Raw genomic sequence first — 23,739 nt, forward strand, 5'->3', positions numbered from 1 at the left:
GAGGAGTCACTACTATGAACCCAGCATTGTGGATCAGTAAAACCGGGCTTGACGCCCAACAGACCGATATTTCGGTTATTTCCAACAACTTGGCTAATGCCAGCACGGTCGGTTACAAGAAAAGCCGCGCCGTGTTTGAAGATTTGTTGTATCAAAATATCAACCAACCTGGCGGGCGCTCTTCACAAGATACAGAGATGCCTTCGGGGTTGATGCTTGGCGCCGGTGCCAAGGTGGTTGCTAACCAGAAGAATTTCTCCCAGGGCAATATGCTAAGCACGGAGAATTCCCTCGACTGGATGGTTCAAGGACAAGGCTTTTTTGAGGTGTTGCTCCCTGATGGCAATATTGCTTACAGCCGTAATGGTCAATTCACGACCGACGAAGACGGTCGTATCGTCACCAGTGGTGCTGGTTTTCCGGTGCAACCAGAAATGAACGTGCCCGATGACGCGCAGTCTATTACTGTGTCGCAAGACGGAGAGGTTTCGGTGCGCGTAGCCGGACAGGCGGACAATGTAGTGATTGGTCAGTTGGTGATCAGTGACTTTATTAATCCATCAGGGCTTGAACCTATGGGCCAAAACCTTTACACCGAAACCGCTGTCAGCGGCGCTCCGGTGCAAGGTAACCCGGGAGTAGACGGCTTGGGTATCATTGTTCAAGGAGCATTGGAAACTTCGAACGTCAATGTGACCGAAGAGCTGGTCAACTTAATTGAGACACAGCGTGTTTATGAGATGAACTCTAAAGTGATTTCATCTGTAGACCAGATGCTCAGCTATATTAATCAGCAGCTATAAGTGAGGGCATTATGATTAGGCCAATTGCACTATCAATTACTTTTGTACTTGCTACAGGGTGTGTTTCTACACAAAACTCCCATGTTGTCGAAAACGACCCTTACTATGCGCCGATGTATCCGCAGGAAGCAACACAAAACATGACCCAAAGTGGCGGCCTTTTCAACCCCGTATTGGCGAACGATTTGTATGCCGATAAGAAAGCGTTGCGTACTGGAGATATCATTACTGTGGTACTGCGTGAGTCAACGCAAGCATCAAAAACGGCAAAAACGGAAACTGACAGAGAAACCGAGCTGGGGTTAGAGCCGGTTATTGGTTTAGGCGGCAATCCGGTCAATATCGGTGGAGATAGCATTCAAATGGGTGTGAACTCAGATGCTTCGTTCACCGGCGACGCTAAATCTAATCAATCCAACAGTTTGTCAGGCAATATTTCCGTGAACGTGATGCGCGTGCTGCCCAATGGTAATTTGGTGATTCGTGGCGAAAAGTGGTTAACGCTTAATACTGGGCAGGAGTTTATTCGCTTAGAAGGCATTGTTCGCCCAGCTGACGTGAGCTCCGAAAACACCGTAGAAAGTAGCCGTATCGCGAATGCGCGTATTCAATATTCTGGCAAAGGTGAGCTGCAAGAAACGCAAAGTGCCGGTTGGTTATCACGGTTCTTTATGAGCACTTTGTTCCCATTCTAAGGAGTCCAGTCATGAAATGGTTAAACCTTATCGTGTTCTGCATGGCGTTGACTAGCTGGCAAAGTTTTGCCGAGCGTGTCAAAGATGTGGCTATGGTTGAGGGCGTACGTAGTAACCAATTAGTGGGTTATGGTCTGGTTGTGGGTCTGCCTGGCACGGGAGAGAAGAGCCGCTTTACCGAACAAAGCTTTAAAGCGATGTTGAATAACTTTGGCATTACTTTGCCGGCCAACCTTAAGCCAAAGATTAATAATGTTGCAGCGGTTGCCGTTCATGCGGATATGCCGGCGTTTATCAAACCCGGCCAGAGTATGGATGTCACTGTATCTTCAGTAGGCAGTGCCGAGAGCCTACGCGGTGGTACCTTATTGCAAACCTTTTTAAAAGGTGTCGATGGTAATATTTATGCTATTGCTCAAGGTAGCTTAGTTGTTAGTGGCCTCGGCGCGCAAGGGCTTGATGGCTCACGTGTGGTGGTCAATACGCCAACTGTGGGTCGAATTCCTAATGGCGGCATTGTCGAGCGCGCGATCCCGAGTCCCTTTACCCAAGGGGATTACATTACCTTTAATCTTAATCGCCCTGACTTTACTACCGCGAAGCGCTTGTCCGATACCATTAATAATCTTGTCGGGCCGAATACCGCAATGGCAATGGACGCGGCGTCAGTGCGCGTAACTGCCCCACGTGATGTTTCGCAACGAGTTGCTTATTTATCGACGCTGGAAAACCTTGAATTCACTCCTGCCGATAATGCTGCGAAAATCATTGTCAACTCCCGTACTGGCACCATAGTGATTGGCAAAAATGTTAAGTTGCAGCCAGCGGCTATTACTCATGGCGGGCTCACAGTGACCATCGCCGAAAATGCAGAAGTGTCGCAGCCTAATGCATTGGCCGAGGGTGAGACGGTGGTGACCAATCAAAGTATTATTGATGTGCGTGAAGACGACTCGCGTGCCTTTGTTTTTGACCCCGGGGTGAGTTTAGACGACCTTGTGCGCGCAATTAATGAAGTGGGCGCCGCACCGGGAGATTTAATGGCCATTCTTGAGGCGTTAAAAGAGGCTGGTGCTATTAATGGTCAGTTGGTGGTCATTTAAATCTGATACTGCAACAGCAAACCCCAAGTGCCCAAAGCCTTGGGGTTTGCTGTTTTTATAGCCATCTAAGTTCTTGTTAATCAGAACTATAAAGTCAGTGGTACGTTTTTTGCTTTAGTTTTTGCATCTAGTCATAACTTTGTCAGTCTTATGGATGCTAACCAACTGCAAACGCAAAGCGTCTTCGATCTCAATAGCTTAGATAAGCTTCGTCAAGATGCGTTAAAACAGCCTGCCGGCAGCGACGGCGAGCGCGCGGCCTTAAAGCAAGCAGCGCAGCAGTTTGAGTCTATCTTTACGCAAATGCTGCTCAAAAGCATGCGCAAAGCCAATGAAGCCTTCGAAGATGAAGACAGTCCGTTTAATGCCAGCAGCGTTAAATACTTCCAAGACATGCATGATCAGCAGCTCTCCAGTGAGTTATCGGCGAATGGCTCATTGGGCTTGGCCGATTTGATTGTGCAACAGTTATCGCCACAAAAAGACAGCTATATGCCTGCGTCAGCTTTGCGTGATGCACGATTAAACAACGCGCAAGTGAAAACCCAAGAACAACACACTGAGGCATCTCCTATCGCTCACAAAGCCGATTTCGCCAATGCCAAAGAGTTTGTCGAAGGGGTGTGGGACGTTGCCCGTGAAGCGGCCGGTAAAATCGGTGTGCACCCCGGTGTTATGGTTGCTCAAGCTGCATTGGAAACTGGTTGGGGCAAGCACATTATTAAAACTGCGAGCGGTGAAAGTTCGAACAATTTATTTAATATCAAAGCGCACCGTGACTGGCAGGGGGAAGCGACTGTAAAACCAACATTAGAGTATGAAGGAGGAGTTGCGGTTCAGCGCAAAGAACCGTTCCGAGTGTATGACTCTATTAAGCAAAGTTTCGATGATTTTGTCTCATTTTTGAAAACTAATCCCCGTTACCAGCAGGCTTTAGATGTGGCCGATAAGCCTCATCAGTTTATCGACGCTATACAACAAGCTGGCTACGCCACCGATCCACAGTATGCAGAGAAAATTAAACGTGTGTTAGGGCAAAGCGAATTACGCGCCCTAGCCGGTGATCTGCTAAGGCAAGGAGAGTAGATCATGTCATTTAACCTACTAAACATTGCCAGTTCAGGCATTCGTGCCAATACCGAGCTGCTTAATACTACCAGTAAAAATATTGCCAACATTAATACCGAAGGCTACGTGCGCGAGCGTACAGAGCATGGCACCACCTTCGACAATCAGGTTGGCCGTGGGCAAACCTATCGTCTGCTCAATGAGTTTGCACAACAGCAACTCAACAGAGACACCTCTAATCGCTCCTTCTTTGAGCGCTTTATGGAGGAAGCACAGCGTATTGATAGTCAGTTCTCTGAGGAGTCCAATAGTCTATCTACGCAAATCAATGGCATGTTTAATAATTTGCAAGAGGCGCTGAATCAGCCCTCTAACAACGTTACCCGCTCGTTGTTCTTCACCAACGCGGAGAACTTTGTTAATCAGATGGATAGGTTGTCAGGGATTGTGTCGCAACAAAAGAGTGTGGTGAATGATCAGCTTGGGATCCTTGCTGATGAAGCCAATGGCTTAATTGAGAAAATTAGTGAGCTGAATAACCAAATTACGGCTGTTCATGGCAAGAAAGATCAAGCTGATGCCAGCTCGGTCTATAACGAGCGCGACAAAGCGATTAAAGATCTTTCAGAGCTAATGAACCTAGAAACACTTGACGGACCTCATGGTGAAAAATTGGTGTTCATGTCCACAGGTGAAGCTTTGGTTATGGAAAATGGTAGCTTCAACTTGTTCTCGTTAAATGGCGATCCAGATCCGAACCTTAAGGAACTTCGCCTTGATGTGACCTCCGGACAAGCCAATAGCTTAGAGGTTGATACCAACAGCTTAAAAGGCGAGATTGGTGGCCTGCTGGCTTATCGAGACGAGGTACTCATACCGGCGCAAAATCAGCTGGGGCAAATGGGCTTATCATTGGCCGATGCCTTCAACCAGCAAAACCGCTTGGGGATGGACGCCAACGGTGAAATAGGAGGTGATCTGTTCACTTTGCCCACCGTCAACGGCTTACCATTCGCCGCTAATGCGGGATCGGGCAATTTGCAGGCTGGTTTAGAGCAGGGGATGGGCAAAGAGATTCCGGCAACGGATTTCCGTGTTACCTTTACCTCGCCAACAACCGTAGAGATAGTGCCCCTTAATAATAAAGGTGAGCCTATCGGTACGCCGTCGACGGCCAACGTAACGGCTGGAGTGATAGACTCAACCACAGTAACAAGTGGCGAGTCTTATGGCTTAGATATTGATGTGACAGGTGCGCCAGCGGCGGGAGATAGCTTTGATATCAAGTTAAATGCCTTTGCAGCCAGCAATGTTGGGTTGGCGACCACGCGGCCAGAAAAGCTGGCATTAGCGTCGCCAATTCGCACCGAAACAGCGTTAAATAACGTCAGTGAAGCGGCAATTTCTCCCGGTTCTGTGACTGATATTGCCAACTCAACGGGCATCACTGTGGGCCCGCCGCCAAGCTTGACGAATGGGCCAATCAGCTTGCAAAAAACAGGTAATCCTAACGAGTACACGATTACCGATGGCAACGGTACAACGACTTTTACCATTACACCGCCTGCTGAAAATATGCTCGCTCAAGCAGGAGCACCGTACGCTAACTATGGCTTTGACTTTAATATTGAGGGCAACCCGGCTGCAGGTGATACATTTAGCCTCGAGTTTAATACCGGGGGTTTTGACGATAACCGTAATGGCCTGGCACTCGCTGGGCTACAAAGCGAAGAGTTAGTGCGAGAAAATGTGCTCAGCAGTGGCAGCGCCGATAATCTCAAAACATTCAACCAGGCATTCGCAGGTATAGTGACTGATATAGGGATTGTAACTAGCCAAGCACAAACCAGTCATGCGGCTTTCTCTGCGTTGGAGGAGCAATCGAACGCTTGGTATGAGTCGATGTCAGGTGTCAATTTAGATGAGGAAGCGGCTAATTTACTGCGCTTTCAACAAAGTTATGCGGCATCAGCGCGTGTGCTCTCTACAGCACAAACGGTGTTTGATAGCCTGCTTAGCTCCGCGAGGTAAGTAATATGCGTTTATCCAATAATCAAATTTATCAAAAAGGCTTAACCAGTATTTTAGAAAACCAGGTTAAGGTTGCCAAAGCACAAGAGCAGATCAATACGCAAAAGCGCGTGTTAACTGCATCTGATGATCCCTCTGCAACAACGCGAGCCATGCTATATGGTGATGCTATTGCTAGTAACGAGCAATACACCAAGAACCTTAATTTGCTCAACAGTCGTTTAGAGACAGAAGACAGTGTCCTTAAAAACATTAAAGACTCTATTCAACGTGCTAATACGCTTACCGTACAGGCTGGTAATGGTGCATTAACAGAGCAAGACCGTAAAGGTTTAGCGGAAGAGTTAAAAGCCATCCAGGCTAACTTGCTTGATTTGATGAATGCCAAGTCTGAAGACGGTAAGTTTATCTTTTCTGGCTATCAAGATAACAACCAGAGTTACCAGTTTAATAGTGCAAGTGGGCGTTACGAGTATGGTGGCGACCAAGGCCAACATAAAGTTACGGTTGCCGAGGGAGTGAGCATTAAATCATCAGACAATGGTTTCGATGTTTTTGAAAAAGTACCCACGCGTTTAAATGTTGACAGCAATACAGCAACGCCCGGCGGCGGTGTGACTTCGGCAACAGTGTATGTGAACGAACAAAACGCTTTTGACCAATTTCATAAACAAAATTACAACTCAGACCCAGCCGCTGGCGCAACCGCCAACACGATGACGGTGGATATCACGGCCGGCCCTCCCGATAGCTATCAAATACTGCAAGACGGGGCGCCATTAACGCCTGCGGTTACTGGGACCTACACTCCCGGTGAGCCGATTAAGTTTGCTGGTATGGAAATTGATATTCAAGGCGCAGCTCCTGGACAGGCGACCTTCGATTTGGCCCCGCCGGGGCGAGACAACGTGCTTAACACCCTTGAAGATTTGATTAATAACATTACCACCCCGGGTTTGGCTATGCAGGACTATCATCAAGTTTTAGCTGATGGCTTAGTACAGTTGGGTAGCGCCCAAAATCAAGTGTCTCTGACTCAAGCTGGCCTAGGTGGACGTCTTAATACAGCCGAGCGCATTGAGTTTTCCAATGCCGACGTTGATGTTAATAACAAAGAGGCTAAAGCAGATCTCATCGAAGTGGATATGGCTGAAGCGGTAACCGAGTTAACTCGTCATGAGACTGCACTGCAGGCTTCGCAAGCCACTTTTAACCGCTTGTCGAACTTATCCTTATTTGACTATATCGGTTAGTTGAGGTTGCTATTTGTGGTTGGGGCCGTGAGGCCCTTTTTTATTTTTTGTTCCTATAACTATTCGCTCTTCTCCTGCCTCAACGTACCAACTTATAAGTAAAGTTATTAATTTTTATATTTAAATTCATAGTGTTGAAAAAAAGTATAAAAAAATACTAAAGGAAAAAAGTGCTCGCCCGATAACCTAAGTAACTTAGCAAAACGTCAAAAAACAAGCTTTCGCTTAGTAATTGACAGTTTGAGAGTAAATTCAAAGTTTACTGTGGGAGAAATGACATGGCACTTTATGTAAATACTAACGTAAGTTCACTGAACGCCCAGCGTCAGTTAATGAATTCAGGTAACGAGTTAGATACCTCGTTCAAGCGTTTATCATCAGGTTTTCGTATCAACAGCGCAGCTGACGATGCGGCAGGTCTACAAATTAGTAACCGTTTAGGTTCACAAATCATGGGCCTGAATCAAGGCAACCGTAACGCCAATGATGGTATCTCTTTAGCACAAACCGCTGAAGGGGCGATGGACGAAGTAACCAGTATGTTCCAACGTGTTCGTACTCTATCGCAACAGGCTGCGAACGGTTCAAACACTGATGAAGACCGTTTAGCACTGCAAGAAGAAATTCGTGCCTTGATGGATGAAGTTAACCGTGTCGCTTCTGACACTACGTTTGGTGGTACAAACCTTCTTGATGGTTCTTATGAAGCGAGCTTCCAAGTAGGTGCTGATGCGGTGCAAACCATCGGTTTCAGTATGAAGGAAGTAGGCACATCGGCTAATGGTGATAACTCGCTAACAGCAAATGGTGGCTTTACGCTCTCGGGTATTGCAGCGATTGCTTCAGCGGTAACCGGTAAAACGCTTCAAGGTACAAATGGTGTTTTAGATACCGCAGGGGATGTAAGTACCATCTCAGGTATGGACTCTACGGTTACTCTTGCTGATATGCAGTTTAGCGCAGTGTTCGCAGCAGCTTCATCGCTGTCTGTATCTACTCAAGCGAATGCACAATTAGTGATGGCAGGTATGGACTCGTTGATTGCGGTAGTTGATAAGAAACGAGCTGAGCTTGGTGCAGTACAGAACCGTTTCCAATCAACGATTCGTAACCAAGCGAATATCTCTGAAAACTTGAATGCGGCGAAGTCACGTATTAAAGATGCAGACTTTGCTCAAGAGACCGCTAACCTAACTAAGAACCAGATCTTGCAACAGGCAAGCCAGACCATTCTTAGTCAGGCAAACCAGCGTCCACAGGCAGCATTAAGTCTTCTTGGATAAGTAAAATGAAAAGCGCCCTTGCTGATGGGGTATTAGCAAGGGCGCAAAGTTGGATTTTAAAGCGGAAGCTAATTGCTAAAAAAATCCCAAAGTTGGGCAGGGTGCTACATCCCACCCAACTTCTCTCAGTATAAGCAGCTATTATGCCAAAAAGTATAACAATTTTTTGGCAGTCGATTTCACTCTCAAACACAAGGGCCGTAATGGCCCTTTTTTCATATTGGCCCACTTATTGCTCACTTACTCTTATACGCGGCTAGCGCGGGTTTTTAACGGCAAATAATTGCCAAGCCCCCTCTGAAAGCGGCGTAAAGGATCCGCCCTAGTGTGGAAACAATTCGCCGCAAGCAGCGGTTAATAACCTAATTGAGAGTGAAAGAGAGGCTATTATGGCTTTATATGTAAATACCAACGTCAGTGCGCTTAATGCACAGCGTCAGTTAATGAACTCTGGTAATGAGTTAGATACCTCGTTTAAACGCTTGTCTTCTGGCTTGCGTATTAACAGTGCTGCCGATGATGCGGCAGGTTTACAGATTTCTGACCGTTTGCAGTCACAAATCCTCGGTTTAAACCAAGGTAACCGAAATGCCAATGATGGTATCTCCTTAGCGCAAACCGCTGAAGGTGCGATGGATGAGGTGACATCCATGTTCCAGCGTATGAGAACACTTGCTCAACAAGCAGCGAACGGCTCTAACACTGACGAAGATAGGCTTGCTATTCAAGAAGAAATTCGCCAGCTATCTGCTGAGGTTAACCGCGTTGCTTCTGATACCACCTTTGGTGGCCAAAATTTACTTGATGGTAGTTATGAGGCCAGTTTCCAGGTGGGAGCGGATGCCGTGCAAGTAATTGGTTTCAGTATGAAAGAGGTAGGAAGTTCGGCCGCAGGTAATAACTCATTGATGTCTAACGGTGGCTTTACTCTATCGGGGATCGCGCTAGTTGCTTCGGCTGTTGCTAACAAAACTCTCCAAGGTACCAATGGTGTATTAGACACAGCAGCTGATGTGAGTACGTTATCAGGTATGGACTCCACCATTACTACCGCTGATATGCAATTTAGTGCGGTATTTGCTGCAGCCACATCTATTTCTGTATCTACGCAAGCAAATGCGCAGTTGGTAATGGCAGGAATGGACTCGCTTATTGCTGTTGTAGATAAAAAGCGGGCGGAATTAGGTGCGGTACAAAACCGTTTCCAAGCGACCATTCGCAACCAAGCAAATATTTCTGAGAACTTAAGTGCTGCAAAATCACGTATCAAAGATGCAGACTTCGCTATGGAAACTGCGAAACTGACCAAAAACCAAATCTTGCAACAGGCAAGTCAGACGATTCTTGGTCAAGCGAACCAGCGTCCGCAGGCAGCGCTGAGCTTGCTGCAAGGATAAGTTGATACTTTATTCGTATTTTTAAAAAAGTTATTAAAGCCTTCGTTTAATCTGTCGATAACAGAGCTAGAGAACTGTAACTCTAGTTCTTATCGTGAATTTAAGCTGAATAGGGGTATTTCGCTTAGGTTCATAAAATTAAGATAAAGCGGAGGCTAATATGGCTTTATATGTAAATACGAACGTTAGCTCGCTCAATGCGCAGCGTCAGTTAATGAATTCGGGTAATGAGCTTGATACATCTTTCAAGCGCTTGTCTTCTGGTTTTCGGATCAACAGCGCGTCGGACGATGCAGCGGGTTTGCAAATCTCAAACCGTTTGACAGGCCAAGTAAATGGTCTTACCCAAGGTAACCGTAACGCCAATGATGGTATCTCTTTAGCACAAACTGCTGAAGGTGCGATGGATGAAGTAACTAGCATGTTCCAGCGTGTCCGTACATTAGCGCAACAGGCTGCGAACGGTTCAAACACTGATGAAGACCGTTTAGCACTACAAGAAGAAATCCGTGCTTTGATGGAAGAAACTAACCGAGTTGCTTCCGATACCACGTTTGGTGGGCAAAATCTTCTTGATGGTTCTTATGAAGCGAGCTTCCAAGTAGGTGCTGATGCGGTACAAACTATCGGTTTCAGTATGAAGGAAGTAGGCACATCGGCTAATGGTGATAACTCGCTAACAGCAAATGGTGGCTTTACGCTCTCGGGTATTGCAGCGATTGCTTCAGCGGTAACCGGTAAAACGCTTCAAGGTACAAATGGTGTTTTAGATACCGCAGGGGATGTAAGTACCATCTCAGGTATGGACTCTACGGTTACTCTTGCTGATATGCAGTTTAGCGCAGTGTTTGCAGCAGCTTCATCGCTGTCTGTATCTACTCAAGCGAATGCACAATTAGTGATGGCAGGTATGGACTCGTTGATTGCGGTAGTTGATAAGAAACGAGCTGAGCTTGGTGCAGTACAGAACCGTTTCCAATCAACGATTCGTAACCAAGCGAATATCTCGGAAAATTTAAGTGCTGCACGTTCGCGTATTAAAGATACCGACTTTGCTGCTGAGACAGCCGCACTGACTAAAAACCAAATCTTGCAACAGGCAAGTCAGTCAATTCTAAGCCAAGCGAACCAGCGTCCTCAGGTCGCTCTATCGCTACTTGGCTAATTGATAGAGTTGGGCCATAACTGACCATTAGTCGGTTATGGCTTATACTTCTACTATGTGAAGTTGGAGAGAACTCATGGCTGAAATAAATCTTAGTCAAGATACGGCAAGTATTTTGCAAAGTAACGTGACGAAAAATCAAAATAAGGCGTCTGAACAAACGGTTCAGAAACCTGATTTAGCGCCCCAGTCACAGGTGCAGGCTGAAGAGTCATCAACCAGTGACGTGCCGCGTGAACAATCGCAATCAGTTGCAGAGCAGTTATTTGAACAGCAGCAAAAGCAAAGTGAAGAGCTACGTGAAAGTTTAGAAAAATTAAATGAATTTGTTCCAATTAGATCAACTAATTTGATTTTTGAATTTGACGAGCTTGGCGACCCACCCGTTGTAAAGGTTGTGGATCGTGAAAGTGAGGAGGTTATTCGGGAAATCCCTCCGAAAGAGTTCCGCGAAATAGCTAAAGCTTTAGAAGAATTTGCCGATAAACTTGATAATCGCGGTGTGTTCTTTGACCAATCTGCGTAACGAAAACAGAATTAGGAGGTTTTTATGCCATTAATCACACAGGCGGGCATTGGCTCGGGTCTCGACCTCGAGAGCATTATCAGTGCGTCTATTGAGGCTGAAAATGTTCCTAAAATGCAGAAGTTCATCCAGAAAGATGAGCGCCTTCAAGTTGAATTATCTTCTATAGGTGCTGTTAAGTCAGCATTGTCTAAGTTAAAAGACACTATGGAGAAACTGAGTGATCCTGATAACTTCAACAAGCGATTAGCTGATATTTCACAGCCCCCTAGTGGCGATATTATCTCGGTTAGCCCTTCAAGTGACATAACACCAGGTAACTTTGATGTGCAGGTTCAGCAGCTTGCTCAAGGCAGCCGTGCCATGTCAGCGGCCAATGCTTTTGCTGACAATACGGCCGTAGTCAGTGCATCCGGTGGTACGTTGAGCTTCGGAGCTGGTGACAAAAGCTTTGATGTAACCTTGGATGCTGGAGCCACGCTATCAGATTTACGTGACGCTATTAACGATTCAGACACGAACTTTGGCGTAACGGCCAACATTATCAACACTGGTAGTGAAGCTAAATTAGTGCTGACTTCAAACGAAACTGGATCGGGTAATGATCTTGTTATTACCAATGACAATGCCGAACTTGACGCTGTCTCAACGGTCGCTAATGGTGGCGGTGCAGGAGGCATGAGCATTGCGGCGGGAGACGAAGCGACAGACGCTAAAATCACCGTAGATGGTATCGAGATTGTTAACGACAGTAATGTGTTTAAAGATGCCGTGCAAGGCATGACTATCACCGCTAAGCAGGTAAGTGAGGCCGGAGAAAGTGCAGGCATTAATGTAAGCGTTGATAGAGAAAGCGTCAGTAAGCTGGTAAACAAATTTATTGAAGATTATAACAACTTAGTTGGCACCATCGCCTATCACACAAGCTACGATGAGACACGTCAAGTAGGGTTGCGCGGTGATGCAACAATGCGCTCCTTGGGTGACCAACTCGTTAGTACACTATCAAGTGAGCTGACCGATGCAGGGCCATTTACCAGTATATTTGATATTGGTTTGGGTGTAGATGACAAAGGCTATTTAGAAAAGTCCAGCTTAGTTCGCAGCTTGGATGAAGCTATGGATACCAATTATGATGATATTGGCAAGGCTTTTGCAGGTGAAAACGGTGTGGCAAAGAAGCTTGACGAATTGCTTGGGTCGTTTGTTGATTCGGGTGGCATTCTAAAAACCCGCGAAGAAGACATTAATAATCAGATTGATGATCTGGAAGAAGATGTAATAGACCATCAGTATAGAATGGACGAGTTGGAAAAGCGTCTACGCAAGCAATACTCCAATCTAGATGTTTTATTGGCACAAATGAGTTCGACTCAGCAATACCTAGGCGCTCAATTAGCCAGTTTACCGGGCTTCGGTGGCGGCAAATCATCATCTCAGTAAGGCTATGAATTATGTATAATGCAAAAGTTAAAAATTACCAAAAAGAAGCACTTAAAACTCGTTTAGCAGGCGCTGACCGGTATGAAGTTATTCAGATACTTATGGCTGGCGCCGTAGAGAAAATGGTTCATGCAAAAGTGGCCATAGAGCATAAAAACTTTGAAGCAAAAGCTGAACATTTAGGTAAAGCCTCGTCGATTATCGAAGCGCTGCGTGGGTGTTTGGATTTTGAAGTCGGCGGGGAAGTGACTGAAAACTTATACGCTCTTTATTCATACATGCTTGATCAGTTAATCGATGCTAGCGTGGAAAATAACGTTGATAAAGTGGACGAGGTTATCACTCTACTCAAAGAAATAAAGTCTGCTTGGGATAGTATTCCCGTGGATGTGAGAGAACAAACCTTAAGTACGAAAGAGGCTCAGCTTGGCTAAGGTCATTACTATTCAAGAGCAATTAACTTCACTAGAGGAAAAGCTATCCTCTGGTGATTACGCCGATGGGGCTGAATTATATCAGCAGATAGACAAGCAAATACGTGCGCTATCGAAACAGGAAATAATAGACAACCAACAAGCACTGTCGGCTATTCACACCAAGCTTCTCAACCTAGCTCAAGAAATTAATACCGCTCGTGACAAGACAAGAAAAGACTTGTCAAACTTTACAACCAATCAAAATAAACTCAAAGCCTACGAAATCCCCCGTTAAATATTGAATCCTAAGATATAAATTGGTACGTAGTTTGCTAAACTGATTGCAAAGGTACTTAATTTTATTTGTCGGATTGCTTCATGACACAAGATAAGAATGCTCCCATAGAAGACTTGCTGCGAGAAGCAGAGGAAAAGCTAGAAACAGCGCGAGATGTAACACAACGAGAAGCTATATTTGCAGAAGAGGCGAACCTGCGTTTCGCCAAAAATTTGTCAGCTTTTGAGAAATACTATCCAGACCTTTATCAAGCAATTATCGACTTTGAGCCGAGGCCAGATTTTTGCCTCCATGTCACTCGCTCTGGCCATGCTAATTTTTACATGAAAGATCAAGTGATGCCTTTATACGGCGATGATCCCTTAGCCCAAGCAAAAGCTCAGGTAAAAAGGTACACCGAACAACCTTATTTTGGGAAGACAGCATACAGAGGGCGTTTAGCCGAAGCTGATGAGCGTATTCACATGCAATATATGTGTAAGCTATATAACAAGTTGCATGACATCTCTGAGAAAGACAAAGCGGTATTGAAGGCGCTTCCCGAGAGCTATCCAACTTGCTTAATGTTTGGTTTGGGGCTGGGTTACCATCTTCCTGTTCTTCTGGAAGATCACCAATTTGATTACCTCTTTATTTGCGAGCCTGAAATCGAGCTGTTTTACGCCAGCTTATTTTGTATTGATTGGGATAAGATTATCAGGGATATAGATAAAAGAGATGGGTGTTTGTTTCTTTATATCGGTGTAGAAGTTGATGACTTTTTTAAAGGCCTTAAAGGAACGGCTCAAGACATTGGCGCTTTCTCATTAATTAATAGTTATTGCTACCAACACTATCCATCTGAGCGTATAAATACTGCGATTAAGGGGTTCTTTGAGCGTTATTATGAGCTTCAAGAAGGATTTGGGTTCTACAACGATGCGACGACTGGGTTAGCGCATGCGATGGATAATATAGAATCCAATATTCCTTTTTTCTTCCAGTCAGACTCTTCGACGCAGGAAATTCAAGATATTCCTGTTTTTGTAGTTGGGAACGGTCCTTCATTAGATGAAGCTCTGCCAATTTTGAAGAAATATCAAGATCGTGTGATTATCCTCGCGGCCGGTACTGCACTTCAATCATTGTTGAAAGCGGGAATAACCCCTGACTTTCATGTGCTAGTGGAACGTCCGAAAAATACTTACGATGTACTCGTTGATGTCATGCCAGAAGAAGGTTACAGCAACTTAAACTTATTGATGGTTGATGTTATGTACCCTGAAGTTCCTGGTTTATATGGTTGGACAGGAATGGGACTTAAAGGTCCTGAAGCGTCGAGTGTGATGATTCAAAGTCAAACACAAAAAAAGTATGGAATTTTAATGAACAGCCTTCCTAACGCTGGTCCATTGGTTTCTAATACGGCGTTCTCTTTCGCCAGTATGTTTGGTTTTAATACAACTTACTTTGCTGGAGTTGACAATGGCTATGTCGCTCAAGGAGTGAGCCACTCTAAACTCAGTATTTATCGCGATGATAAGCTCAAAGGTAAGTACAAAGCACATGAAAACCCAAGGCATGAAATAGAGGGTAACTTCGGAGAAAAAATTAAAGCGACGAATTTGCTGTTAACCTCTAAAGATATGCTAGAAGGGTTGATAGCTCATTATCCGACTCGTCAATATTATAATATTGGTTCTGGCGCAAAAATAACTGGAGCAGCGCCGTTGCGAGCAGAGGATGTATGGCTAGAGGACTGCCCCGTACTTGATAAAGCAAGTGTCCAATCCAAGATCAAATCTGGGTTTTTCAAGCAAGTCGAATTATCAACAGATGACCAAGCTGTGGATATAGCTGAATTTGAATCTCTGTGCCATTATTTAATCGAAATCGGTGAGCGAGAGTTTTCTACTCGAGCTGAGGCTGCGGCTATTCTCAAGGCACAGCAACGGCTTATTTATGCTTACAGAAAGTCTGCGCATCCGCACTTTTTCCATGTTTTTAAAGGAACTATGTTGTACATGCATTGCCCTTTAATTACGTTGCTTTATCAATATGAAGATGAAGAGAAGAATATGGAGTACTTTCAGCAGGCATTCTCAATTTGGCACGAATTTCTAGTCACAATAAAAAGCGACTTTAAAACGGCTTGGCGGGAGCGGTGTGAAGGCTTCTAACTAGTAGATAGTGTAGGGTCAAGCCCTACACTATCTACTCTGTAGAGAAAAGCTCCCAGCTTAGTGGTGTGCCTCTTTCTATATCTTGTAATGCAGTTCGACCTATAACCTCTTTATAGTGCTTGGGCGCTATGCCATAGCCAGGACGAATACTACGTACGTTTTCCGCAGTGATTTTCTCACCTTGTTTGATATCTCTTACGACATACAAAGAGCGGCGGAAAATCGTATTACCCTTTTCACTTTCTTTGCGCTGATAATTTACATGGCCAAGCGCTTGCCATGCAACATCACTGTCTTTGACCAGTTGCGCTAACTCTGGTTCTTCTAAAGAAAAGCTATCATCCGGTCCGCCACCATTGCGATCGAGCGTTACATGCTTTTCGATTAAGCACGCACCTAAAGCAACAGAGGTAATGGCGGTGGTATTGTCGATAGTGTGGTCAGAGAGGCCTGTTAGTACATTAAAACGTTGCGTCATGTCGGCTAAGGTGGCTAGGTTATAATCTTGCGCTGGGGCTGGGTAACCACTGACGCAATGAAGTACGACTAGGTCTTTACAGCCAGCTTTTTGCGCCGCTTCAATAGCCTCTTTTATTTCTTGCTCGTTGGCCATACCGGTTGAAATAATCATCGGTTTGCCTGTTTTCGCGACATATTCTATTAACGGGATATCGATGGCTTCAAATGAAGCAATCTTATAGGCGGGTGCGTCTAACTCTTCAAGCAAATCCACGGCAGTAAAGTCGAAGGGAGAGCTAAAAATTGTGATTCCTACTTCTTTAGCTTTAGCAAATAAGGGTTTATGCCATTCCCAAGGTAAATGCGCCTGCTCATATAGGTCATAAAGTGTTTTTCCGTCCCACAGCCCACCATTAATAGTGAATTCTGGATTATCACTTTTCATGGTAATAGTATCGGCGCGGTAAGTTTGAATTTTAACAGCATCTGCACCGCAGCGCTTTGCCATCTCTATTATTCTGAAGGCGTTCTCAATGTCACCGTTATGATTTGCTGACATCTCTGCGATAATATACGGCTTGTGATGCAGCCCTATACTTTTCCCGTCTATAACTACTTCTTTATGACTACTCATAGCTGTTCTTTGCCTCTAAGATGAAAAGTTCACGCTCTCTTTGTATGTATCCTGCTTTTGTAAACAGCTTTTGTGATGCTTTATTTTCGCTTTTGACTGTAGCCTCAATCGTCTTATCGCTGTGCCTCGTGGCCACTTCATTCAATGCCGCATATCCGATACCAAGACCGTAGTATTGCGGATCAATGAGTATCGAGATAATAACGCGATTGTCTCCTGCATTATCAAGGCGAACCATACCTACGCTGTGTTCTTGCTCCTCGAAAGACGAGGTTATGATATACATATAGTCGCACGCACTGCTAAGCTTTCTCTTCATCCATTGCTGGTGTTCTTCCCAGCTAGGCGCTCGTGGTGTCAGTGCGTAGCGGCGGGTCTGTGGTAGTTGTTGCCAATTAAAAACAAGATTTATATCCGCACTTGTGGCTGGCCGCAGTTGTATCTGTCCTTTTGAATTGCAGGGCATTCTTTGTATTTCATCCACGACCCTAAACAGTCCTAATCCATCACACATTGACATCGCAGCCAGGCGCTTTTGCATGTAGTTTTGCATAAGGCGTCGTAAGCACACTGTGAGTTTATGCAGTTCATCTAAAGTAACGACCTCTATTGCTTCACTGTCTCTCAATCCATCGAGGTTACCAGTTTGGTTATCCGCCACGGGAACAAGGATACTGGGTATCCCTAGCGATAAACGCTCCAGTGCTGAAACGCCAGGTGCACCGATAGCGAGAGTATGCGCACCGATGAGTTCTGCCATAGTATTGCTGTGGGTAATCAGTGTTAGTTTCTCGTAGTTTTGGCTTAGGGCCTGGACGCTCTTGAAACTTGGAGTATTTTCACCAAGCAGCACAGTTATCGGCAACTCGGTGTTTTGTTTAAGTAAGGCGCGAACGATTAAACTAGTGCAACCATGAACATCTCCACCGCCCATAAATAGCAGTAAACGGTGCTCGGGGTCTTGAACTGGTTGGGTATTTAACTTTTCTCTTAGCGATACAAATTCCGGCGCCAATAAAGCGTAATCACTGCCGACAAGCAGTTTTGTGTGACTGTGATCCACTTTATAGAGATCAGATGATCTATTTGGAGTTGTGTCTATCACCAAGGCGGCATGATGCTCTCTCGCTAAATCGTCAATCGCGACTACCTGGCAACCTAAACGACGGACCACGTCAAGCTCCCAAGGTTTGCACAGGGCGTAATGATCAACCACGACTAGGTCGCAGTATTGCACCAACATTGAAAATGTAAGCGCATCCTCTGCTTGCGTCACGCCCAGCCAGGACTTGTAGTCATCTGCTTTTGCTTGGTAGCCATCAGGTAAAGGTAGTAAGTCGACCTGATAGCCTCGAGATTGCAGTAATTGAACCTTATTCCCTGGTAGATCGCGTGAGAAAAAGCACACCTTATGGCCATGGTCAGTGAGGCCATCAGCCAGCCTCAGGCAGCGCATTAAGTGACCACTGCCGATTATTAACGAGGAGTCGACGCGAATAGCAATATTCATGACACTGCATACTTATATAGCGCTTCTGCGAAATCCCAATCCTGTTGTGTATCAATATCTTGAACGCGTAATTTAGGAAGCACTATTGGGCGGCTTTGCGGTGAAAATATGGCGGTGCCAGCAGCAAATGTCGACTTCTTCCCCCAATAAAATTGTCCCGCATCATGATAAACAGTGGGAAGATCTTGCGAGCGAGTATTTTGGTGTTCAGGCATCAGCAAGCTTAACTCCCCATCAAGGGTAAAGCCACGCTGCACCGGAAAGTCAAACTCAGTTGCAGAGAAGGTATAAGTAGGGTTGTCGCTCATTAGCACCTTAAGCCCCTTTTGTATGTCTTCTGGACGAAGCAGTGGTGCCGTCGCGTAGATACAGCAAACAGCGTCAAATTCGTATTGCTGGTCTAACTGTGCAATTGCGTGCTGAATAACCGCGAGAGTGGGGCTAAAGTCATCGGCGAGCTGCTTCGGACGCATGAAGGGCACACTTGCTCCATAGCGTTTAGCAACTGTTGCGATTTCCTCGTCATCGGTAGAAACGATTACATGGTCAAAACAACCACTGGCGAGAGCTGTCTCTATTGAATAAGCAATCAGTGGTTTACCGAGAAACGGCTTAATATTTTTTCTTGGGATTCTTTTACTACCGCCGCGAGCCGGGATGAGTGCAATATTCAAAAGGAGCTCCAACCAACCTAATTACTATTTAATACGTTAAGGAGTTTATTAATAATTGTATCTTGCTCATGTTCTGATAAAGACGGGTATAAAGGTAAAGTGAGACAAGACGCGTAATAATTTTCTGTTTGCTCTAAAGAAAAAGAAGGGCCATTGAATGAGGACTTATAAAAGGGTTGTTTGTAGACTGGTACATAATGTATCTGAACACCTATACCCTCGGCTTTAAGTGTATTAAAAATCCTCAGACGTTGCTTTGGCGGTACTTTAACTACGTAAATGTGATAACTGCATAGATTGTGTTCTGACACCGTCAGTGGCTGTACACTCGAGGCGGTAAAAGTCTCACTATAGCGCGTTGCTAACATATTTCGCCGCTCTACCCAGCTATCTAATTGTTGCAACTGTGACTGTCCTAATGCTGCGCAAATATCCGGCATGCGGTAGTTGTAACCCAAATCCGTTTGTGAATAGCTCCAGGGTTCCTCAGCAGACAAAGGCGTCCGCTCGATACCGTGAGAAGCATAATTGCGCATTCTATGTGCTAATTCCTCGTTATTGGTAACGGCCATCCCGCCCTCTGCCGTGGTGATCATTTTCACCGGATGAAAACTAAAAACAGTAATATCGCTGTAGCGACAACAACCGATTTTACTGCGTTTGTAACTCCCTCCAAGTGCATGGGAAGCATCTTCGATGACATGGAATTTAAATTTTTTGGCAAGGCGATTCACTTCTTCCATATCGCAACTTTGGCCTGCAAAGTGAACGGGAATTAATACCTTAGGTAAGTGCCCGGTAAGTTCGGCTTGTTCAAGCTTAGTCTCGAGGCTCGAGATACAAAGGTTCCCTGTTGAGGCATCAATATCCACTAAGTCGACAACGGCACCGCACATACGAGCACAATTGGCGGAAGCGACAAAGGTGTTAGCGACAGTCCAAACTTGATCACCTGGTGCCACGCCAAGTGCTAGGCAAGCGATGTGCAGAGCTGAAGTGGCACTATTAACGGCCACCCCATAGTTTGCACCTGTGTAGTCGCTTAGTGCTTGTTCAAAAAGAGTGACCGCCGGCCCCTGTGTAAGGAAGTCAGAGCGAAGCGCATTAACAACTGCGTCAATATCCACATCACTGATACTTTGACGCCCGTATGACCTCATAGCATAGCCTTTTTGTTGAATTCGGTGATTTCCTCAGGCGTGAGGTAATGCTCGTTGTTGAATGAGTTGTACTCAAATCCATACTCAACAGCGCTACCTCGCTCGCCTAAAGCGTTAATCGTGAAGTCGTTGCTACGACTAAAAAACTTGATACCTGGGGCGATGACGAAATGATCATCATACTCATAGGTGTCTAAGCTTAGCTCAGCAGGGCACATCACTTCATGTATTTTTTCACCAGGTCTGATGCCAACCACTTTCTGTTCTAAACTCGGTGCCATAGCCGTAGCGAGATCCGTGATCTTAATTGAGGGGATCTTCGGCACAAATATTTCGCCGCCTTGCATGCGCTCAAAATTTTTCAGCACAAAGTCAACGCCTTGTTGCAGGCTTATCCAAAAGCGGGTCATCTCTTCATGAGTGATGGGGATGTGGTCATATCCTTGGTCAATGAACTTTTGAAAGACTGGAACGACCGACCCTCGCGAACACACGACATTGCCATAACGCACCACAGAAAATAGGGTCTTGTGACCACCGGATATATTATTTGCAGCGACAAAAAGTTTATCGGAAGCTAATTTAGTCGCACCGTATAAGTTAATTGGACTCGCTGCTTTATCTGTAGACAATGCAATGACTTTTTCTACATCGTTATCCAATGCTGCATCAATCACATTCTCGGCACCGTTAATATTGGTTTTAATGCACTCCATTGGGTTGTACTCTGCTGCAGGCACTTGTTTGAGCGCTGCGGCATGGATTACAAAGTCGACACCTCGCATCGCCTTGCGCAGCCGTTCTTTGTCTCGCACATCGCCGATAAAATAACGCATGCAGGGCGCATCGTACTCTTGCTGCATCTCGAATTGTTTCAGCTCATCGCGTGAGTAGATGATGATTTTCTTGGGCTTATAGTGCTTTAATAAGGTACCTACATACTTTTTACCAAAAGATCCGGTACCACCTGTGATTAGAATTGACTTGTTGTCGAACATAAACCAAACCCGCCGTAGGTTAGATAATAAGCTAATAGTTAACGTTAATTTGACGCTCTGTCTATACTCTAGCGCATGAAGCAGTAATTATGCCAATAAAGTCATGGTGATACAGGTATAGAATGGCAAATGCGTCGCGGTAGCCTAACAAAAGTGCAATGTAACAACAGTGACAACAAGCTAAGAACTTCTATAATTAAGTATTAAGTTACTTACTCCTTGGAGCCTAGTATGAAAATTAACTCGCAAAACTCAGAACAGCAGCTGCAGTCAACGTTATCGAGTATTCGTAACCAAGATCAGCAACTCGCTACAGGTAAGCGCGTTAACTCAGCGGCTGATGATGCCGCAGCGCTTCAGATTATTGACCGTTTAACGGCGCAGCAAAATGGTTTTACACAGGCCAGCCGTAATGCCTATGACGGTATTTCCTATGCGCAAGTGAGTGAGTCAGCATTGAGTAACGTCAATGATTCTGTTGGCCGTATTCGCGAGCTATCCATACAAGCTGGTAATGGTGCACTTTCCGATAGCGACCGCCAGGCTTTGCAAGAAGAGGTCGTGCAACTGCAAAGCGAAATTACCAACACGTTAGAGCAAAGCAGTTTTGCCGGGAAGCCGTTATTTGATGGCCAAAGTGTCAGCTTCCAAATTGGCGCTGATACGAATCAAACAAACGCCCTTGAACAGCCTAATAGCGACTTCCTTAGTGCCGTAAATGCTATTGATATCACCACTCAAGCGGGCGCTAATTCAGCGTTAGATGTGACTGAGCAAGCCGCAGAGCAGGTTAACCAGCAGCGAGCGCAGCTGGGCGCTTTCGAGAATAGCCTAAGCAGTCAAATTCGCTCGCTTAGCGAGCAAAACGAGAATGTTGCAGCAAGTCAAAGCCGCATTGCTGACACTGACTATGCAAAAGCGGTGAGCGAGCGCACCAGTAATGACATCCTTAACCAGGCATCTATCGCGCTGCGCGGCCAAGCTAACCAAAACGCCGCCGCAATTTTAGGACTGCTGTAATGGTGGTTCACTATGCGCTGAATCAAACAAAACTAGGAAAAGCGTCTGATTTTTGGCATTAACGTCAAAAACATGCCGCTTTTCCTTGAATCCTCCCTGAACTGCAATACAATCTAGAGTTATAACAATCGCTTAGTATTTGGCGGCGCGATGATCCTGATTCTAGATGACAATACGACTCGAGCCCAAGGGTTGAGCTCAGCACTAACCTTTGTGGGTGAGGCTAATGAACTGACCACCTCAGGTGATTTGTGTGCAAATATTGATAAGCACCACGAACCCATTATTGTGCTCGGGGCACTCAATAACGGCGAACATCAGCAATTAATTAAAGCGCATCCAGAGTTACCATTTTTGTTAATTGGTGAAACGTTAAAACCCTTATTAGATATCGCTAACGTCATTGGCCTTATAACCGAGCCTTTTCACCATGATGTAACCACCCAATTGCTCCATGACTGTCAGCAGTATGCGCGCATGAAGCCCACCCAAAGTGCGCACAATCCTAAAGCCTTCAATGGCTTAGTGGGGGATACCGAAGCCGTCAATCATGTTCGCTTTTTGATCTCTCAGGTGGCGAAAACGGAAGCAAATGTGCTCATTCTTGGGGAGTCGGGCACGGGTAAAGAAGTGGTGGCTCGTAACGTACACCTTCTTTCGGGACGCAGTTCAGGCCCGTTTGTGCCGGTAAACTGTGGCGCTATCCCCGGCGAATTATTAGAAAGCGAATTGTTTGGCCATGAAAAAGGCGCATTTACTGGCGCCATATCAGCGCGTAAGGGGCGCTTCGAGTTGGCTCAAGGTGGTACCTTGTTCTTGGATGAAATCGGCGATATGCCATTGCAAATGCAGGTTAAGTTACTGCGTGTGTTGCAAGAGCGCACTTACGAGCGAGTTGGTGGTACCAAAGCCATTCAAGCCGACGTCCGAGTCATCGCAGCGACGCACCGAAACTTAGAGCAAATGATTGAAGCGGGAGATTTCCGTGAAGATCTATACTACCGCTTGAACGTTTTCCCCATCGAGAATCCGGCTTTGCGTGAACGTGGCGATGATATTGGCTTATTGCTCAAAGAGCTGACTAAGCGAACAGCCCAGCAAAGCGGTCAAAGCGTTAAGTTTACCGACCGCGCCATTGAAAGTTTAAAAGGCCATACGTGGCCCGGAAATATTCGTGAGCTCGGTAATCTTGTCGAACGCATGGTGATTATGTTTCCGGATCAAGTGGTTGATGTACCAGACTTACCGAAGAAATATCAGCATCTTGATGTTGAAGCATTTGTTCCACAGTACCCCGAAGAGCTATTAGAGCGCCAAGCCCTGAATGATATTTTCGGTGAAGGCTTTGTTGATGACGATGAGCAACTACCTGCTGAGCATGAATCTGCAGCGGACAATATTGGGGTGCTGCCTGATGATGGAGTCAACCTCAAAGAATACCTTGCAGAGTTAGAAGTGAGTCTTATCACGCAAGCGCTTGAGCGCTATGACTATGTTGTTGCCCGTGCTGCTGAGGTGCTGGGTGTGCGTCGCACCACCTTAGTTGAGAAAATGAAAAAATATAATCTCAACCGCGATTAGCTTTGCCGCAGTAACACACGCGGTGCCAGCGCCCCTTAAGTAGTTAACTCAGGTTCAAAG

21 protein-coding genes are annotated in these 23,739 nt (G+C 45.5%); 16 read left to right on the forward strand and 5 right to left on the reverse strand.

The genetic code is table 11. From position 1 onward, the window contains the following. Positions 1 to 14 precede the first annotated feature (14 nt). The 14 genes from flgG (at position 15) to MHM94_RS10265 (ending at position 15,640) form a co-directional block, all read left to right on the forward strand. Positions 15 to 803, forward strand: a complete 789-nt coding sequence (gene flgG / locus MHM94_RS10200) for a flagellar basal-body rod protein FlgG (protein ID WP_022944053.1) — start codon at positions 15 to 17, stop codon at positions 801 to 803. A 14-nt stretch (positions 804 to 817) separates the two neighbouring features. Then, positions 818 to 1,498, forward strand: coding sequence for a flagellar basal body L-ring protein FlgH (gene flgH / locus MHM94_RS10205; protein WP_026110987.1), 681 nt, complete (start codon positions 818 to 820; stop codon positions 1,496 to 1,498). A gap of 11 nt (positions 1,499 to 1,509) precedes the next feature. Then, the gene (locus MHM94_RS10210; protein WP_022944051.1) at positions 1,510 to 2,601 is read left to right on the forward strand and encodes a flagellar basal body P-ring protein FlgI; all 1,092 of its coding nucleotides are present in this window, start codon (positions 1,510 to 1,512) and stop codon (positions 2,599 to 2,601) included. A gap of 150 nt (positions 2,602 to 2,751) precedes the next feature. Then, positions 2,752 to 3,687: a flagellar assembly peptidoglycan hydrolase FlgJ gene (flgJ, locus tag MHM94_RS10215; RefSeq protein WP_235419877.1), complete on the forward strand. Its 936-nt coding sequence runs from the start codon at positions 2,752 to 2,754 to the stop codon at positions 3,685 to 3,687. A gap of 3 nt (positions 3,688 to 3,690) precedes the next feature. Beyond that, the gene (gene flgK / locus MHM94_RS10220) at positions 3,691 to 5,700 is read left to right on the forward strand and encodes a flagellar hook-associated protein FlgK (protein WP_045978577.1); all 2,010 of its coding nucleotides are present in this window, start codon (positions 3,691 to 3,693) and stop codon (positions 5,698 to 5,700) included. 5 nt (positions 5,701 to 5,705) lie between these two features. Next, on the forward strand, positions 5,706 to 6,953 hold the full coding sequence (gene flgL / locus MHM94_RS10225; protein ID WP_022944737.1) for a flagellar hook-associated protein FlgL: 1,248 nt from the start codon (positions 5,706 to 5,708) through the stop codon (positions 6,951 to 6,953). A 278-nt stretch (positions 6,954 to 7,231) separates the two neighbouring features. Further along, positions 7,232 to 8,236 carry a flagellin gene (locus MHM94_RS10230; protein WP_130145116.1) on the forward strand — a complete coding sequence of 335 codons (1,005 nt, stop codon included), beginning with the start codon at positions 7,232 to 7,234 and terminating at the stop codon, positions 8,234 to 8,236. A 389-nt stretch (positions 8,237 to 8,625) separates the two neighbouring features. After that, positions 8,626 to 9,633, forward strand: a complete 1,008-nt coding sequence (locus tag MHM94_RS10235) for a flagellin (RefSeq protein ID WP_022946272.1) — start codon at positions 8,626 to 8,628, stop codon at positions 9,631 to 9,633. Positions 9,634 to 9,793: 160 nt separating this feature from the next. Beyond that, positions 9,794 to 10,798: a flagellin gene (locus MHM94_RS10240; protein ID WP_130145114.1), complete on the forward strand. Its 1,005-nt coding sequence runs from the start codon at positions 9,794 to 9,796 to the stop codon at positions 10,796 to 10,798. Positions 10,799 to 10,874: 76 nt separating this feature from the next. Continuing rightward, entirely contained in the window at positions 10,875 to 11,324 is a 450-nt protein-coding gene (locus MHM94_RS10245) for a flagellar protein FlaG (RefSeq protein WP_235419878.1), read from the forward strand. 24 nt (positions 11,325 to 11,348) lie between these two features. Next, positions 11,349 to 12,767 carry a flagellar filament capping protein FliD gene (gene fliD, locus MHM94_RS10250; RefSeq protein WP_022944857.1) on the forward strand — a complete coding sequence of 473 codons (1,419 nt, stop codon included), beginning with the start codon at positions 11,349 to 11,351 and terminating at the stop codon, positions 12,765 to 12,767. Between the two features lie 11 nt (positions 12,768 to 12,778). After that, complete coding sequence (gene fliS / locus MHM94_RS10255; RefSeq protein ID WP_022944856.1) at positions 12,779 to 13,201, forward strand: flagellar export chaperone FliS; 423 nt, start codon at positions 12,779 to 12,781, stop codon at positions 13,199 to 13,201. Then, positions 13,194 to 13,478: a hypothetical protein gene (locus MHM94_RS10260; RefSeq protein WP_130145110.1), complete on the forward strand. Its 285-nt coding sequence runs from the start codon at positions 13,194 to 13,196 to the stop codon at positions 13,476 to 13,478. The genes fliS and MHM94_RS10260 overlap by 8 nt, the downstream gene beginning before the upstream one ends. Before the next feature lie 83 nt (positions 13,479 to 13,561). After that, positions 13,562 to 15,640 carry a 6-hydroxymethylpterin diphosphokinase MptE-like protein gene (locus tag MHM94_RS10265; protein ID WP_235419879.1) on the forward strand — a complete coding sequence of 693 codons (2,079 nt, stop codon included), beginning with the start codon at positions 13,562 to 13,564 and terminating at the stop codon, positions 15,638 to 15,640. Positions 15,641 to 15,674: 34 nt separating this feature from the next. Here MHM94_RS10265 and pseI read toward each other — a convergent pair whose 3' ends face one another. Genes pseI through pseB form a run of 5 tightly spaced genes read right to left on the reverse strand, consistent with a single transcriptional unit; the run spans position 15,675 to position 21,078 of the window. Next, complete coding sequence (pseI, locus tag MHM94_RS10270; RefSeq protein ID WP_235419880.1) at positions 15,675 to 16,736, reverse strand: pseudaminic acid synthase; 1,062 nt, start codon at positions 16,734 to 16,736, stop codon at positions 15,675 to 15,677. Next, positions 16,729 to 18,246, reverse strand: coding sequence for a UDP-2,4-diacetamido-2,4,6-trideoxy-beta-L-altropyranose hydrolase (gene pseG, locus MHM94_RS10275; RefSeq protein WP_235419881.1), 1,518 nt, complete (start codon positions 18,244 to 18,246; stop codon positions 16,729 to 16,731). The genes pseI and pseG overlap by 8 nt, the downstream gene beginning before the upstream one ends. Next, a complete protein-coding gene (gene pseF, locus MHM94_RS10280) occupies positions 18,243 to 18,920 on the reverse strand; it encodes a pseudaminic acid cytidylyltransferase (protein ID WP_235419882.1) in 678 nt (225 codons plus the stop codon). The genes pseG and pseF overlap by 4 nt, the downstream gene beginning before the upstream one ends. 17 nt (positions 18,921 to 18,937) lie before the next feature. Next, complete coding sequence (gene pseC, locus MHM94_RS10285) at positions 18,938 to 20,080, reverse strand: UDP-4-amino-4,6-dideoxy-N-acetyl-beta-L-altrosamine transaminase (RefSeq protein ID WP_235419883.1); 1,143 nt, start codon at positions 20,078 to 20,080, stop codon at positions 18,938 to 18,940. Further along, a complete protein-coding gene (pseB, locus tag MHM94_RS10290; RefSeq protein ID WP_130145098.1) occupies positions 20,077 to 21,078 on the reverse strand; it encodes a UDP-N-acetylglucosamine 4,6-dehydratase (inverting) in 1,002 nt (333 codons plus the stop codon). Before pseB ends, pseC begins: the two co-directional genes overlap by 4 nt. Positions 21,079 to 21,309: 231 nt before the next feature. Here pseB and MHM94_RS10295 point away from each other — a divergent pair, with 231 nt between their 5' ends. Both MHM94_RS10295 and MHM94_RS10300 read left to right on the forward strand, forming a co-directional pair. Beyond that, positions 21,310 to 22,098, forward strand: a complete 789-nt coding sequence (locus MHM94_RS10295; RefSeq protein WP_235419884.1) for a flagellin — start codon at positions 21,310 to 21,312, stop codon at positions 22,096 to 22,098. A 150-nt stretch (positions 22,099 to 22,248) separates the two neighbouring features. Beyond that, on the forward strand, positions 22,249 to 23,679 hold the full coding sequence (locus tag MHM94_RS10300; RefSeq protein WP_235419885.1) for a sigma-54 dependent transcriptional regulator: 1,431 nt from the start codon (positions 22,249 to 22,251) through the stop codon (positions 23,677 to 23,679). Positions 23,680 to 23,739: the final 60 nt, after the last annotated feature.

Origin of the sequence: Pseudoalteromonas sp. CNAT2-18.1 (assembly GCF_022347865.1) — a bacterium.
Taxonomy (GTDB): domain Bacteria; phylum Pseudomonadota; class Gammaproteobacteria; order Enterobacterales; family Alteromonadaceae; genus Pseudoalteromonas; species Pseudoalteromonas ruthenica.